This is a genomic window from Stenotrophomonas sp. CC22-02 (assembly GCF_004365115.1).
Taxonomy (GTDB): domain Bacteria; phylum Pseudomonadota; class Gammaproteobacteria; order Xanthomonadales; family Xanthomonadaceae; genus Stenotrophomonas; species Stenotrophomonas forensis.
Window position 1 is genome coordinate 3,214,011 of the sequence record NZ_SOCO01000001.1, and the last position, 16,130, is coordinate 3,230,140.

The window sequence follows — 16,130 nt, forward strand, 5'->3', positions numbered from 1 at the left end:
GCCCGCCGGCCCTGCGTAGACTGCCGCCATGTACTGGCTCAGCCGCCATCGGATGCTGTTGCTGACGATCCTGGTGATGGTCGGCGGTACCGTGCTGTGTGCGGTCGCCGCCGGACATTACGCCTGGCGCCGCGCATTGGGCGAGGAAAGCAGCCAGGTGCAACGCCAGCTGCAGCTGTATGGCCAGGGCCTGCAGCAGCGCATCGACCGTTTCGGCACGCTGCCGCAGGTGCTGGCGCTTGATCCGGACCTGCTGCACGCCCTGCGCGTGCCGCCCTCGCCTGCCGAACGGCAGCGGCTGAACCTCAAGCTGCAGCGTGCCAACGAGGTCACCCGCGCCTCCACCCTGACCCTGGTCGGCCACGACGGCGTGGCCGTGGCCGCCAGCAACTGGGACCAGCCGACCACCAACGTCGGCGAGAACTACAGCTACCGCCCGTACTACCGCCAGGCGCTGGCCCAGGGCCGCGGCCGTTTCTACGGCATCGGCATGACCACTGGCGTGCCCGGCTACTACCTGTCGCAGGCCATCGAGGAAGACGGCAAGCGGCTGGGCGTGGTGGTGATCAAGGTCGAGCTGTCGGCGCTGGAGCAGGAATGGCTGAGCAGCCCGGATGTGGTGCTGGCCAGCGATGACCACGACGTGGTGTTCCTGGCCAACCGGGACAACTGGCGCTACCGCCTGCTGCGCCCCTTGGGCGCTGATGAACGCCGCGAAATGCTCGACGCCCGGCAGTACGCCGACCGTGCCCTGCAGCCGCTGCGCGCACGCACCGAGGACGTGCTGGCCGACGGTGGCCGCATGGTGCGCCTGCTCGACCCTGCCCTGGTACAGCCGATGCTGTGGCAGAGCCTTGCACTGCCCGCCGAAGGCTGGAACCTGCACCTGCTGCACGACGCCAGCGCTGCCACCGCCGCCGGCCGCGCGGCGGCACTGACCGGTGGCGCCGCGTGGCTCGCACTGGGCTTCCTGGTGCTGTTCGTGCAGCAGCGCCGACGCCTGGCCAAGCACCGCCTGCGCAGCCGCCGTGAACTGGAAACCCTGCTCAAGCAGCACGCGCAGGAGCTGCGCACCGCGCAGGATGGCCTGCTGCAGGCGGCCACCGACGCCGACAGTGGCCTCAGCCGCAGCCTGGAACACCTGCCACAGGGCGTGGTGGTGATCGACCGCGAGCTGCGCCTGGTCGCGTGGAATTCGCGCTACCTCGAGCTGTTCCGTTTCCCGCTGGACCTGGTGCGCGTGGGCCGGCCCATCGAGGAGTTGTTCCGCTTCAACGCGCGCCGCGGCCTGCTGGGCCCGGGCCCGGTCGACGAGGCGATCGAGCGCCGCCTCAACCACCTGCGCAGTGGCCGCCCGCACATGCGCGAAAGCGAGAAGGACGACGGCACGGTGCTGGAGATCCGTGGCAATCCGCTGCCCGACGGCGGCTTCGTCACCAGCTATGCCGACATCACCAGCTACAAGAACGCCGCGCGCGAACTGCGCTCGCTGGCCGACGCACTCGAGCATCGCATCGCCGAACGCACCCACGACCTGGACGAGGCCCGCCGCGAAGCCGAGCAGGCCAACCGCTACAAGACCCGCTTCGTCGCCTCGGCGGTGCACGATCTGCTGCAGCCGCTCAATGCCGCGCGCATGTTCGTCTCGGTGCTGCGCGGCAAGCTGAGCGATCCGGCGCAGCAGCAGACCAGCGACCACATCGACGCCGCACTCGCTGCGCAGGACGCGATCCTCAACAGCCTGCTCGACATCGCTCGCCTGGAATCGGGCAGCCTGCCGACCCGCGTGCAGGCATTCCGGCTGGGGCCGCTGCTGCAGACGCTGGCGCGTGAATTCGGCATCGCCGCACAGTCGCGCGGGCTGGTGGTGGACTGGGTCGATACCGATGCGGTGGTGGTCAGCGATGAAGCGCTGCTGCGGCGCATCCTGCAGAACTTCCTGTCCAATGCACTGCGCTACAGCGAACGCGGCCGCGTGCTGCTCGGTTGCCGGCGCCGCGATGGACTGCTGTGGATCGAAGTGCACGACCAGGGCCCCGGCATTCCCGATGCGCTGCAGGGCGAGATCTTCGAGGAATTCCGCCGCCTGCACGACGGCCAGCAGCGCGGTGCCGGCCTTGGCCTGGCCATCGTCGACCGCATCGGCCGCCTGCTTGGCCATCCGATCCGGCTGCGCTCGCAGCTAGGCCAGGGCAGCGTGTTCGCGGTGGGTGTGCCGTTCGGCGACGCCAGCGCGATTCCCACCACGGCACCGGCGCCGGTGCTGGTGCAGGAACCGGCCGCGGACAATCCGCTGCGCGGGCGTCGGGTCTGGGTGATCGATGACGATCCCCACGTCTGCGCGGCCAGCCGTGCGTTGCTGGAACGCTGGGGCTGCGAGGTGATGCTGGCCGATGGCCCGCAGGCTGCGCTGCAGCTGGCCAGTACCACGACCGTGCCGGAGCTGGTGCTGCTGGATGTGCGCATGGGCGATCACCACGGTCCGGTGCTGTACGAGACGCTTGCGGAACTGTGGCAGGCACGTCCGCCGGTGGTGCTGGTGACCGCCGAGCGCGATGCGGGGTTGCGCGAGATGGCCGCCGAGCGCGGCTGGGGAATGATGGCCAAGCCGGTGAAACCGCCAGCGCTGCGGGCGCTGATGAGCCAGCTGCTGATCCGCCATCGCGGGTAGTTTCCAGCCAACGGCGCAGCCCCTCGTGGGTGGGTTTGGGTTGGTCGCGGAAAGCCGGATTGCTGAGGGCTGGCCGGGTGGGTGGGTAGTGCGGGGACGCCGTGAACCCGTCCATGGGGGCTTGGCCGCGGCATCCATGCCGCGGACACCCCGCACTACCCACCCACCCGGCCGCTGACAGATTCCGGATGTTTGCCACCCACGGAAAAGAAAAAGAAGATCAAAAGCAAAAGCAGCCTGGCAGGCCGCCTTTTGTAGAGCCGAGCCCACGCTCGGCTTTACACGAGCAAGCGCAGCGCGCGACCCGCTTTTGATCTTCTTTTTCTTTTCCGTGGGTGCAGGCCACCGAAATCTGTCAGAGGCCGGTCGGGTTGGGTGCGCGGGGGTGTCAGCCGCATGGATGCGGCTGCCAAGCCTCCAGGGACGGATTCACGGCGTCCCCCGCGCACCCGACCCGACCGGCCAACTCGCGGCTTCTGCTTTCAGCGACCAACCCACCACCCACGAGGGGCTGCGCCGTTGGCTGGAAACTACAGCCCGGCGCCGGCGTCGCCTTCCGGCTCCAGCGCCTTCACCAGTACCGCTGCCTGCGTGCGGCTGTGGCATTCGAGTTTTTTCAGAATCGCGGTGACATGTACCTTCACCGTGTTCTCGGCCAGCCCCAGCGTGTAGGCGATCTGCTTGTTGAGCAGGCCATCGGCCAGGCACAGCAGCACGCGGAACTGCTGCGGCGTCAGCTGGGCCAGGCGGCTGGCCAGCAGCGCGTCGGCCTCGGAGCGCTCGGCGGCCATCGCCGGGAACCACAGGCCACCGTCGAGCACCGCCTGCACCGCCTCGCCAATGGTCTCGGCCGGGGCCGACTTCGGGATGAAACCGGCCGCGCCGAACTGCTGCGCGCGGCGGATCACCCGCGGATGGTCGTTGGACGAGAGGATCACCACCGGGATGTCCGGATGCGAACCGCGCACGTGCAGCAGCGCGGAGAAACCGTGCGCGCCGGGCATGGTCAGGTCGAGCAGCACCAGGTCCACATCCGGGTGCGCGTCAAGAGCCTCGGCCAATGCCTCGGCACTGGCCACCTCGCGTACCTGTGCCAGCGGCAGGCTCTGCCGCAATGACTGCACCACCGCCGAACGCAGCAGCGGATGGTCGTCGGCAATCAGGATGGTGTATTCGCTCATGCCGCCATTGTACGGGCAGGCAGCAGTGTCAGCGTCCTGCCGGTTCGACGCTGCTGCGCCACGCGTCGAGGAACTGGCGGCGCTTGAGCGCATCCAGGTACACCAGCAGGCCCGGGCCGAGCTGGATCGGACGGCGGCTGCGGCCCGGCGCGTCATCGCTGCGCGCATTGCCGGTCACGATCGGCATCAACCGCGCCTCGCGCGAAAGCACCTGCTGGCCACGCGGCGACAGCAGGTAGTCGAGGAAGCGCCGCGCTTCTTCAGGATGCGGGCCGGTGCGCGGAATCACTGCGGTACGCAGCACCACCAGCGTGTAGTCCTCGGGCTCGACGATGGCCAGCGGCGCGCCTGCATCGATGCGCGCCTGCGCGTAGGAGCCGAGCACGTTGTAGACCAGCGACAGCTGGCCGCTGGCCACCTTGTCCAGCAGCACGCCGGTGCGCTCCTCACGCACCACGTCGTTGTCACCCAGTGCCCCCAGCAGCGCACCGGCAATGCTGCCACGCTGCGCATCCTGGGTGGCCAACAGGTAACCCACGCTGCTGCGCTCGATGTCATAGGTGCCGACCTTGCCGCGCAGCGGCGCACCTTCTGCACGCAGCCGGTCCAGCAGCTGGCGGCGCGTATGCGGCACCTTCGCGGCCGGCAGCGTGCGCGTGTTGTAGACCATCACCACGGGTTCGTAGCTGATCCCGAACGCCTCGCTGCGCCACTGCGCCCACGCCGGCAGCGCCGCGGTCTGCGCAGAGCGGTGCGGCAGCGCATGGCCATCGTTGACCAGCTTGGTCTGCAGGTCCATGCCGCTGGAAATCAGCAGGTCAGGCGACGCTGGCCCGGCACGGTCGTGCAGGTAACGCGCATACAGGTCCTGGGTGATGATGTCCTCGTACACCACCTCGGTGCCGGGATGCAGGCGCTGGTAATCGGCGATGACCACCGCGAACACTTCGATGTCGGTGGTGCCGTGGATGCGCAGCTGCGCGGTGGCCGTCCCCTGCGCAGGGAAACGGCGCACGTCACCCGGCGCGGCCAGCACCGGCAGGGCCAGCAGCAGGGCGATGGCCGTGGCGAACAGACGGATCATGAGCTGCTCCGGGGCAGGCGGATGGTGGCGACCAGCCCACCCTGCGGGCGGTTGCTGAGGTCGATGCGGCCACCGTGGCTGTCGACCACCCGCTTGACGATGGCCAGGCCAAGCCCGGCACCGCCGGACGGCGCACCTTCGCCGCGCGCGAAGCGCTCGAACACACGTTCGGCATCGGCGGGCGCGATGCCTTCACCGTGATCGGCAATGGTCAGCACGGCCTGGCCACCCTCCACGGTCAACGCAATCTGCAATGAACCATCGCCGCCGTACTTCAGCGCGTTGTCGACCAGGTTCTTGATCGCCTCGCGCAGCAGCAGTGCATCCCCATGCACCAGCACCGGTTCAGCGGTCATCGCCAGCTGCACGCGCGGTGCCGGGCCCGCCTGCGGCAGGGCTTCATGCAGGGCCTGGTGCACGGTCTCGGCCAGGTCCACCGCAGCAAAGCGCTGCAGGTGGGAACGGTGGATCACGCTGGCATCGCTGAGCAGCTGGTTGAGCAGTCGGCTCATATGCGTAGCATTGCGCTCGATCGCCTGCAGGCTGCGCCGCATGTCTTCCGGGTCGTCGTCGTCCAGCGCCAGCTGTGCCTGCGCGCGCAGTGCAGCCAGCGGCGTGCGCATCTGGTGTGCGGCCTCGGCCATGAACGCGCGCAGAGTCTCGTTGCTGCTGGACAGGCGTTCCATGAAACGGTTCAACGCGGCCACCATCTGGTCCATCTCGCGCGGCACGCGTGCGTCCAATGGCTTCAGGTCGGAGGGTTCACGACGCGACAGCTCGCGCTCCACCCGTACCAGCGGCCGGAACGCCCGATGCACGCCGAACGCCACCAGCGCCAGCAGCAGCCCGGACAGCACGCCAATGGCCAGCAGCGCACGATTGACCATGTCCTGTGCGACCGCTTCGCGCGCGCGCCGGGTCTGGCCCACCTGCACCTGCACCTCGCCCTGCGCCGAGGCCGCGGCGAAGCTGCGGCCGACCACCACGAAACGCACAGTCTCGCCACTGTAGGGAGCATCGAACAGCTGCGGCTGCGTGCCGGGCCGGCGCGGCGGCGCCGGCAGGTCGCCGTAGCCGGTGATCAGGTTGCCGCGGTTGTCGGCCACCCTGTAGAACACGCGGTCTTCCGGCGCCATCGCCAGCAGGTCCAGGGCCGCATACGGCAGATCGACCTGCCATTGACCATCGACCAGCGCCACCGAATCGGCGATGGACAGTGCCGAAGACACCAGCAGGTGGTCGTAGGAGCGGTTGGCGGCGCGCTGGCCGTAGTCGCGCGCAGCGAACAGCAGGGCCACCGCGAACACCGCCAGCAACGCGCCGAGGTACAGCAGCAACGTGCGCCGCAGCGACCCCGGTGCGGCGTTCGCCGTGCGCGCGTCAACCATCGGCGTCGGCACTGCCGTCACTGGCTTCCAGCAGATAGCCGACGCCGCGCACCGTGGTGATGCGCAGCGGGGCACCAGCCAGCTTCTTTCTCAGGCGCCCGACATACAACTCGATGGCATTGGGCCCGGCCTCGTCATCGAAACCGAACAGCCCATTGCCGATCTCGTCCTTGCCGACCACCTGGCCAAGGCGACCGACCAGGATCTCCAGCAAGCGGTATTCGCGGTTCGGCAGCTCGATCGCCTCGCCGTCCAGGCTGACCCGGTGCGCGGCGTTGTCGAACTGGAAGCCGCCAATCTGCACCACTTCGCTGGCCTGGCCCCGCGCGCGTCGCAGCAGTACGCGGCAACGCGCTTCGAACTCGCGGAAATCGAACGGCTTGCCCAGATAGTCGTCGGCACCCACATCCAGCGCCTGCACGCGGTCTTCGATGCCGTCGCGCGCGGTCAGCATCAGCACCGGCGTGCTGTCGCCGCGCTCGCGCATGCCGGCCAGCACGCGCAGGCCATCCAGCTTGGGCAGGCCGATATCCAGCACCACCAGGTCGAAGCTCTGGTAGCGCAGCACGCTGGCGGCGGCCAGCCCGTCGGCCTGCCAGTCCACGGCGTGGCCGCTACGACGCATGCGACGGATGATCGCATCGGCCAGATCCGGGTTGTCTTCGACCAGCAGCAGGCGCATGGGCACACGGGTGGGAGGGGAAACGAATGCTACCGCATGGCGCAGGATGCACTCTCCGCGCCGTGCCTGGCGACCATTTACGCTGCAGCGCACAAACCGTTGACAGGACGATGACAGCTACGGCGACCCAGACTGCGGCCGCGCACCGTCCGGTGCCCACGATTGCCGCGCGCCTGGCGCGCACCTGGGAGGGTTTGTGGAATTCACGTTTGCCTGGCGGCGTCCTGCCGCCATGATGGCTCTGGCTGCCCTGTCGGCGCCGGCCTTCGCCGAAGACGACCGTCCGGTCACCGCCACCCTCGGTGGCCGCCTGCACCTGGACTTCGCCACCTTCGACAACGACAACCGCGGTACGCCGAACAAGGACGACACCGAGATCCGCCGCGCCTGGGTCGATGTGTCCGGCAAGTTCTTCGTGGTCGACTACAAGCTGGAAGCCGACTTCTCCGGCGACCGTGTCGAGGCCAAGGACGTGTACCTGGCGCGCAGCTTCGGCAAGGCCGGCAAGCTGACCGTGGGCCAGTTCAAGCAGTACTTTTCGCTGGATGACCGCACCAGCTCCAACTACGGCAGCTTCCTGGAGCGCGGCAACGCCGGCACCACGCTGGCACCGCTGTACCGGCTGGGCGCGTCGTGGCAGGCCAATCCGGGTGATTTCACCTGGGCCGCCAGCGTCTACAGCCTGGAAAGCATCGATGCCTGGCAGGTCAAGGGCCGCGCCGCCGGCGGCCGGGTCACCTGGGCGCCCTCGCCCCGCGACGGTGACGTGCTGCACCTGGGCCTGTCGCTGGCCCGCGAAGCCTATGACAACCCGGGTGCCAACGGCGCTCCGGGCCTGAAGATCCGCCCGCGCCCGGCGGGCCATCTGTCCGACGAGAGCCGCCTGACCCTGGTCGACTTCTCCGCCGGCCGCGATACCGACGTCAACAAGTGGTCGCTGGAGTACGCGCAGGTGCGCGGCCCGCTGTCGTGGCAGGGCGAGTTCAGCGGTGCCACCTTCGATGACGGCGCCCAGCGCGGCGATGTGATGGCCGCCTACGGCATGCTCAGCTGGTTCGTCACCGGCGAAAGCCGTGCCTACGACCGCAAGACCGGCCGTTTCGCGCGGGTCAAGGACATCCGCCACAAGGCCGGAGCCTTCGAAGTGGCGCTGCGCTACGACCAGATGTGGGGCGCGCAGCACCTCGATGGTGCGCCCGACCTGCGCCGTGGCAGCACCGAAGCATGGACGCTGGGCGGCAACTGGTACCTGCGCGACAACCTGCGCTTCATGCTCAACGTGATCGAAAGCCGCAACCGCGACCGCCTGGCCGGGGTCACGGTGGACCGCACGCGTGCCGTTACCGGCCGCCTGCAGTACGACTTCTAAACCCGGCATCCCGGGCATGCCGCCCGGGCCCCTTCCACTCCCCCACGTCCTGTTTTCGCAAGGAGTCCGCAGATGATGCTGAGCATCCTCGGCTTTGGCATGGTCATTACGTTCATGTACTTGATCATGAGCAAACGCCTGTCGCCGCTCGTCGCCCTGATCACCATCCCGATCATCTTCGCCCTGTTGGGCGGCTTCGGCGCCAACATCGACGAAATGATGCTGGAAGGCATCAAGAAGATCGCGCCAACCGGCGTGATGCTGATGTTCGCCATCCTCTACTTCGGCGTGATGATCGATGCCGGCCTGTTCGATCCGCTGGTGCGGGTGATCCTGCGCTTCGTCAAGGGCGATCCGATGAAGATCGTGCTCGGCACCGCGGTGCTGGCGATGCTGATCTCGCTCGATGGCGACGGCTCGACCACCTACATGATCACCGTCTCGGCGATGCTGCCGCTGTACCAGCGGCTGGGCATGAACGCGCTGAACATGACCTGCGTGACCATCCTTGCCGGCGGCGTGATGAACCTGACCCCGTGGGGCGGCCCGACCGCACGCGCGGCCACCGCGCTGCACGTGGACCCGGCCGATGTGTTCGTGCCGCTGATTCCGTCGATGGTGATCGCCTGTGCCGGCGTGCTGCTGCTGGCCTGGTACCTGGGCCTGAAGGAACGCCGCCGGCTGGGCGTGGTGACCCTGCCCAAGGGCGGCAGCTGGATGGACAACAGCGTGTCCGACGACAGCAACCCGCTGCCGACCGTGGAAGACGCCGAAGACATCAAGCGCCCGAAGCTGCTGTGGGTCAACCTGGCGCTGACCGTGGCGCTGATGACCGCACTGATCATCGGCGTGCTGCCGATGCCGGTACTGTTCATGGTCGGCTTCGCCATCGCCCTGGTGATCAACTACCCGAACCTGGCCGAGCAGCGCCGCCGCGTGGTCAACCACGCCGGCAACGTGCTGTCGGTGGTGTCGCTGATCTTCGCCGCCGGCATCTTCACCGGCATCCTCAACAACACCGGCATGGTCGAAGCGATGTCGCACAGCTTCCTGGCGGTGATTCCGGAATCGTGGGGCCCGTACCTGGCGGTGATCACCGCGGTGGCGTCGATGCCGTTCACCTTCTTCATGTCCAACGACGCGTTCTACTTCGGCGTGCTGCCGATCCTGTCCGAGGCCGCCGGCAACTACGGCATCACCCCGGTGGAAATGGCGCGCGCGTCGCTGGCCGGCCAGCCGGTGCACCTGCTCAGCCCGCTGGTGCCTTCCACCTACCTGCTGGTGGGCCTGGCCAAGGTCGAGTTCGCCGACCATCAGAAGTTCACCCTGAAGTGGGCCATCGCCATCTCGATGCTGCTGATGGTCGGCAGCCTGCTGTTCGGCCTGTATCCGCTCGCCGCCTGACCCCTTACCAAGGAGCCTTCTGCAATGACGCTTCGAATCGCTTACGTCACCAGCGGCATGGGCAGTGTCGGTACTGCCATCTGCCAGAGCCTGGCCCGCAGCGGCCACACCGTGGTCGCCGGTTGCGCGCCGAACTCACCGCGCAAGGCCAACTGGCTGCGCGAGCAGCGCGAACAGGGCTTCGATTTCATCGCGTCCGAAGGCAACGCCACCGACTGGGCCTCTACCAGCGCGGCGTTCGCCAAGGTGCGCGCCGAAGTCGGTGAGGTGGATGTACTGGTCAACAACTCCGGTGGCAGCCGCGACCTGCTGTTCCGGCAGATGACGGTGGAAGACTGGAACGCGGTGATCGCTTCCAACCTCAATTCGCTGTTCAACCTGACCAAGCAGGTGGTCGACGGCATGGCCACGCGTGGCTGGGGTCGCATCATCAACATCGGCTCGGTGAGTGCGCACAAGGGCCAGATCGGGCAGGTGAACTACGCAACGGCGAAGGCGGCGATGCATGGCTTCAGCCGTGCACTGGCCGCCGAAGTGGCCTCGCGCGGCGTCACCGTCAATACGCTGTCGCCGGGCTACATCGCCAGCCAGGCGATCAGCAGTTTCCCACCGGATGTACTGGACCGGCTGGCCGCGTCGGTGCCGGTGCGTCGCCTTGGCCGCCCCGAGGAAGTGGCTGGCCTGGTGGCCTGGCTGGCGTCGGACGAGGCTTCGTACGTGACCGGTGCGGACTACCCGGTCAATGGCGGCCTGTACATGGGTTGAGCCCGCTTCCACGCACCGCGTGGACTGCCTCCCCCACGGAGTGCGCGGGGCCGGTGAACCTTCGCGTGCGAGGGGGATCCGGCCCCTTTTTCATTCGGCTGCGGGACATGCGCGGGCGTCCTGCATCGTTCGTTGGTTTTTCGTAAAGAAGGTTTCATGTTCCGTTCGCATAGTGGCCATGCACCGCGCATGCATGCCGGTGACCACCCCCAATGCAACGGACCACCATGCAGACCCGACACCTGACGATCGCCGTGGCGATCGCGCTTTCCGCCGCCAGCGCCCATGCCGCCACCGTGGCTGATACCGGCGCCAATGCCAGCACCGATGCCGCGCTGAGCGCGCAGACGCTGGATACCGTCTCCGTGATCGGCCAGGGCGAGACCCGCCAGGTGCAGCGCATCACCGCGGTCGACAAGCAAGTGCTGCCGCCGGGTACCAGCGGCCAGAAGATCCTCGATCGCCTGCCCGGCGTGTCGGTGCAGTCCAACGATGCCTTCGGTGCCAACGAAGAATCGCAGACGATCAGCCTGCGCGGCTTCGACAAGAGCCGCCTCGGCTACACGCTGGACGGCATCCCGCTGGGCGACAACAGCTACGGCAACTACAACGGCCTGAGCATCGCCCGCGCGATCATCGCCGAGAACCTGGCCGGCGCCGAACTGTCGCAGGGCATCGGTTCGCTGGGCGTAGCCTCGACCAGCAACCTCGGTGGCACCATCCAGTATTTCTCGATGGACCCGTCCACCGAATTCGGCGGCCGCGCCAGCGTCACCGTCGGTGACAACAACCAGCGTCGCGGCTACCTGCGCGTGGACACCGGCGACATCAACGGCTTCTCGGCCTACGTGTCCGGCGTGCACCAGGACCAGGACATGTGGGCCGCGCCGCACCAGAACCAGACCACCCGCCAGTTCAACGCCAAGGCGGTGTGGAATGTCGGCGACCACCGCTTCGGTGCGTTCGTGGCGACCTCGCGCGCCAGCCAGGCCAACTACGCCTACCTGTCCAAGGACATGCTGGCCCGCGGCCTGGGCTATGACTGGAACATCTATGCGCCGGACTGGGACCGCGCCGTGGCGGCCGCGTACTGCGCGCCGGGCACCTTCAACGCTTCGAAGTGCAAATTCAGCGGCAATGTCCGCAGCATCGACGATGCGTACTACCAGAGCCGCGCACTGCGTGACGACAACCTGTACTCGGTGGATGCCGACCTGCGCCTGGGCGAGCAGGGCCGCCTGAAGCTGCTGGCCTACCACCATGACAACCGTGGCCAGGGCCACTGGTGGGCGCCGGGCCAGCCGTCCTACCCGGGCACCGACAAGATGCTGCCGATCTCGATCCGCAGCACCAACTACACCATCAACCGCGATGGCCTGACCGCCGCACTGTCGTGGACGGTGGGCATCCACGAGCTGGAAGCCGGCCTGTGGTTCGAGCAGAACGACCATAACGTCTCGCGCAACTTCTACTACATCAGCGGCCCGTTCCTGGACGACCTGTACCTGAAGAACCCGGACCGCCTGCTGTTCAACCAGGACTTCGACATCCGCACGCGCCAGTTCTACGTGCAGGACCGCATGCGCTTCCTGGACCAGCGCCTGACCGTGGACGTCGGCATCAAGAGCCCGAACACCCGCATGCGCGCCACCGCCAACCCGGGCGTGGAGACCAGCATCGCCTCGGGCACGCTGACCGCCAAGGAATCGGTGCTGCCGCAGGTCGGCCTGGGTTTCAAGCTCAACGCCAACAACGAGTTGTTCGCTTCGTATGCCGAGAACATTGCTGCCTTCGTCGGCGGTGGCAGCGGCGGCCCGCTGCAGGTCTCGCCGGAATCGTTCGCGGCCAGCGCCGGGCTGGAGCCGGAAAAATCCAAGAGCCTGGAAGCCGGCTTCCGTACCTTCGGCGAGAAGTACCAGGCGTCCATCGCCGCCTACAACGTGAAGTTCGACAACCGCCTGCTGTCGCTGAACCCGTGCTCGAGCATCGAGGTGGGCACGCGTCCGGAGTGCGTGACGCGCTTCATCAACGTCGGTTCGGTGAAGAGCCATGGCGCGGAGCTGACCTTCATCCTCAAGCCGATCGACGGCCTGCAGTGGTACAACGCGCTGTCCTGGAACAAGACCACCTACGAGGATGACTACACCTCGGGCGGTGCGATCGTGCCGGTGGCCGGCAAGATCACCGTGGATACGCCGCAGCGCATGGCCTCCAGTGAAATCAGCTGGAATCGTGATGGCTTCTTCGCCAGCCTGCGCGCGAAGTACACCGGCAAGCGCTACTACACCTACACCAACGACCAGTCGGTGCCGGGCGTGACCACCTTCGACGCTGGCGCGGGCTACGATTTCGGCCCGGGCCTGGGCCTGCGCAACGTGCGGGTGTCGTTGAACGCGACCAACCTGACCAACAAGCGCTATGCCGGCCAGCTGAGCTCGTTCGCACCGACCGATCCGAACGGCACGCGTTATGCGATCCATGCGAGCGCGCCGCGGCAGGTGTTCATGACGGTGGCGGCGGAGTTCTAAGTCAGAAGCGGGCGCTGCGGCGCATCGAGTGTTCCTGCATGGCGCGGGCAGGCAGGCCCATGCAGGACACGCCGTAAACCCATCCCTGGGGGCTCGATGGCGCCATCCATGGCGCCAACGGTCCTGCATGGGCCTGCCTACCCGCGCTGGACGATTCCCTGCGCCGGCGCGGAGGCAATGAAGAGCAAGAGCAAAAAGCAAAGAGCCGGGCATTGCCCGGCTCTTTGCTTTTCAAGCGCAATCCTTCGGCGTACCTGCTACCGCGCCCGCGGGAAACTGTCTGGAGGAGGCGGGGCACCCTGGCCAGGACCGTTGGCGCCATGGATGGCGCCATCGAGCACCATGGAGGGGCTTTTGCGTGTCCTGGCCAGGGTGGCCCGCCTCCTCCCCACCGTTAGCAGGCAGGCGCTGGGAGGTCCGCCAACGCATTTCATTCCGGCGCCAGCTGGTCCATCCGTATCCGGTTGGCGAACAGCGAGAACGCCAGCATGCCGGCCAGCCCGTTCGCCCGGCTCACCCAGTGCGGCAGCCAGCGCGGTGGCTTCAGCACGCCACTCTCGAACAGCGGCGCGAACGCAATCGCATCGGTCAGGCTCATCTTGCCGGCGAACAACCAGCGGCAGACCTGCAGCCGGTCTTCGGCCAGCATATGGCGGAAGAAGGTGTGCACCGACACCAGGCCACGCAGGTACACCGTGTCCTTGGTGAAGGCCAGGCCACCGCTGGGCGGCACGCCGCGGAACACGCGTTGCGCCGAGGCGAAGCTTTCTTCGGTGTTCTGCCCGGCATCGCAGAAGTAGCGGAACACTTCGATGAAATCGGCACCTTCGCGTGCCATTGCAATCGCTTCGGTGCGCAGGCTGATGCGCTTCAGGCGCTCGATGTCGATGCTGCCGGTGATCTGCTCGGCGAACGTGGCCAACCCTTCCTGCGTCGCGGTCACCCGCGGCGACGACAGCGACAGGCTCGGCAGCACCGGCTGTTCGCGGCCGTTCAACGCGGTCAGCGAATGCACCAGTGCTTCATGGTGGAACAGCTGCGCGCGGTCGTAGGCGCTGAAACGCGCACTGGTGCGCAGGCGGATGCGGGTCGGGCCGGCAGCGGCCTTGGAGACCAGCTCCGGATCCAGCTGCACCTGGATGATGCGCGATTCGAAGAAGGCATCGAGGTCGTTCTGCAGCTGCAGTTGCAGGGCAATGGCCGACACCGGCACCTGCTCTTCCGGCGCCAGCAGTTCGTGGTCCAGTTCGGCCGCGATCTGGATGAAGTGCCGCGCCGCTTCGCGCGTGCTCGGGCCATTGCCCGGCAGCGGCTGCTCGGGCGCGCCGAACAGCTGCACCGAACAGGTATCGACAGCGGCGGTGCCCAGCCCTTCCAGCAGCTGCGCGGCCAGGTCCCAGCTCTGCGCCGACTGCCGCACGTAGTGGCCCAATGGATGGCTGTCATCGCAGTCGGCCGCGATGGCGGCCAGCGCACGGCGTTCCTGACTGAAGTCCAGGCGCGGGTAGTCCACCTTCGGCAGCACCGGCTGGCCGCGCGCCACGCTGTCCAGGAACGGTGCCTGTACCGTTGCCGGCCAGCTGGTCAGGCCCAGCAGGCGGATGCCCCCCACGGCCTCGACCAGGCGCGCATCGAGCGCTGCATGGTGGGCCACGTCACGGTCCAGCGTCGCGGTCGGTTCCATGCGCGGACTATAGCGCTCTGCCCTTGCTTTGGGACGGGCGGAGGACCGGGTCGCTGCCAACCTTGGCTGGCATCCGCCGCAGGCGGCTTCGGACACATCCGTGCCAACCAAGGTCGGCACCTACCAAGGACTGGCAAAGGCGGGCTTCGGACACATCCGTGCCAACCAAGGTTGGCACCTACCAGAAGCGGGCTCAGCGCCGGCGTGGCTTGCCCGCCGGGCGGAACTGCTGGCCCTTGCCCTTCCTGCCGCCGCGCTCCTGCGCGGTCTCGGCCTGGCGCACCGCCAGCTTGGCGGCCGCGGCGGCCACCTCTTCCTTCAGCTTGAAGTAGTTCAGCAGCCGGCTCTCTTCGATCTCACCGGCGTCGATCGCTGCGCGCACGGCGCAGCCCGGCTCCTGCTGATGCTTGCAGTCGTTGAAACGGCACTGTGCGGCCAGTGCTTCGATATCGGCGAAGCCGCCCTCGGACAGCGTTTCTTCGCCGGTCGGTTTCAGCTCGCGCATGCCGGGGGTGTCGATCAGGCAGGCGCCGGTCGGCAGCGGCATCAGCGCGCGATGGGTGGTGGTGTGGCGGCCACGCGAGTCGTTGGCGCGCACGGCATTGGTCTTCATCCGCTGCTCGCCAAGCAGGGTGTTGGTCAACGTGGATTTGCCGGCACCGGAAGAACCGACCAGCACCACCGTGCGGCCCGGGCCCAGCCAGGGCTGCAACACGGCGACGCTGTCGGCATCCAGGCCGTTGATCGCATGCAGCGCGATGCCCTGCACCTCCAGCTCTTCCAGCACCGCCAGTGCGTCTTCGCTGTATTCGGTCTGGTCGGCCTTGGTCAGCACCACCACCGGTTCGGCACCACCGCCGCCAACCAGCAGCAGGTAGCGCTCGATGCGGCGCGGATTGAAGTCGGCATCCAGGCCGCAGACGATGAACACCGTATCGATGTTGGCCGCGATCACCTGCTGGTGGTAATGCTCGCCGGCCGCACCGCGCTTGATCGCGGTCCGGCGCGGCAGCAGGGCGACGATGCGGATGCCATCGAGCAGCACCCAGTCGCCCACCGCCGGCCGCTCATGGCTGGGGAAGCGCGGGCGCTGCCATTCCGGCAGCGACTCGGCCTTGATCGATGCATCCGGGCCGTCGGCCACCACGTAGTGGGTGCGGTGCTGCTCGATCACCCGCGCCGGGCGGGCCTGCGGATGGGCGGCCATCGCGGCCTGCCAGTCGGCCTGCTGCGCCGGGCCCGGCCAGGGCCAGCCGATGGTCTGCAGGGCGGTGAAATCGGGGGTCTGGGTCATCGCCGCCATTCTAACCGGCCCGATGCCCTGCCAGCCCAGCAACGGCAGGCGCTGAGCCCTTGCCATGCACTGCAGCAATT

The 16,130-nt window shown here is 67.7% G+C and carries 11 protein-coding genes; 5 read left to right on the forward strand and 6 right to left on the reverse strand.

The features are described 5' to 3' along the window. The first annotated feature begins 28 nt into the window (after positions 1–28). Complete coding sequence (locus tag N440_RS14685; protein ID WP_133935525.1) at positions 29–2,671, forward strand: PAS-domain containing protein; 2,643 nt, start codon at positions 29–31, stop codon at positions 2,669–2,671. Between the two features lie 530 nt (positions 2,672–3,201). Here the strand turns inward: N440_RS14685 and N440_RS14690 are convergent. Genes N440_RS14690 through N440_RS14705 form a run of 4 tightly spaced genes read right to left on the reverse strand, consistent with a single transcriptional unit; the run spans position 3,202 to position 7,006 of the window. Beyond that, positions 3,202–3,852, reverse strand: coding sequence for a response regulator transcription factor (locus tag N440_RS14690; protein ID WP_008268765.1), 651 nt, complete (start codon positions 3,850–3,852; stop codon positions 3,202–3,204). 28 nt (positions 3,853–3,880) lie between these two features. Next, positions 3,881–4,936 (reverse strand): ABC transporter substrate-binding protein, encoded by a 1,056-nt coding sequence (locus N440_RS14695; RefSeq protein ID WP_133935526.1) that lies wholly within the window; start codon positions 4,934–4,936, stop codon positions 3,881–3,883. Continuing rightward, on the reverse strand, positions 4,933–6,324 hold the full coding sequence (locus N440_RS14700) for a sensor histidine kinase (protein WP_133936039.1): 1,392 nt from the start codon (positions 6,322–6,324) through the stop codon (positions 4,933–4,935). The genes N440_RS14695 and N440_RS14700 overlap by 4 nt, the downstream gene beginning before the upstream one ends. Further along, complete coding sequence (locus N440_RS14705; protein WP_133935527.1) at positions 6,317–7,006, reverse strand: response regulator transcription factor; 690 nt, start codon at positions 7,004–7,006, stop codon at positions 6,317–6,319. Before N440_RS14705 ends, N440_RS14700 begins: the two co-directional genes overlap by 8 nt. Positions 7,007–7,238: 232 nt before the next feature. On the opposite strand from N440_RS14705, the gene N440_RS14710 reads away from it, so the two are divergent. The 4 genes from N440_RS14710 to N440_RS14725 all read left to right on the forward strand — a co-directional run bounded on the left by N440_RS14710 (position 7,239) and on the right by N440_RS14725 (position 13,072). Further along, a complete protein-coding gene (locus tag N440_RS14710; RefSeq protein ID WP_133935528.1) occupies positions 7,239–8,375 on the forward strand; it encodes a porin in 1,137 nt (378 codons plus the stop codon). Between the two features lie 75 nt (positions 8,376–8,450). Next, entirely contained in the window at positions 8,451–9,779 is a 1,329-nt protein-coding gene (locus N440_RS14715; protein WP_049456280.1) for a CitMHS family transporter, read from the forward strand. A gap of 24 nt (positions 9,780–9,803) precedes the next feature. Further along, the gene (gene phbB / locus N440_RS14720; protein ID WP_053509577.1) at positions 9,804–10,544 is read left to right on the forward strand and encodes an acetoacetyl-CoA reductase; all 741 of its coding nucleotides are present in this window, start codon (positions 9,804–9,806) and stop codon (positions 10,542–10,544) included. A gap of 227 nt (positions 10,545–10,771) precedes the next feature. After that, a complete protein-coding gene (locus tag N440_RS14725) occupies positions 10,772–13,072 on the forward strand; it encodes a TonB-dependent receptor (RefSeq protein WP_133935529.1) in 2,301 nt (766 codons plus the stop codon). Positions 13,073–13,502: 430 nt separating this feature from the next. Here N440_RS14725 and N440_RS14730 read toward each other — a convergent pair whose 3' ends face one another. After that, entirely contained in the window at positions 13,503–14,756 is a 1,254-nt protein-coding gene (locus tag N440_RS14730; protein ID WP_133935530.1) for a flavohemoglobin expression-modulating QEGLA motif protein, read from the reverse strand. Between the two features lie 193 nt (positions 14,757–14,949). Continuing rightward, positions 14,950–16,050 (reverse strand): ribosome small subunit-dependent GTPase A, encoded by a 1,101-nt coding sequence (gene rsgA / locus N440_RS14735; RefSeq protein ID WP_243831377.1) that lies wholly within the window; start codon positions 16,048–16,050, stop codon positions 14,950–14,952. Positions 16,051–16,130 lie beyond the last annotated feature (80 nt).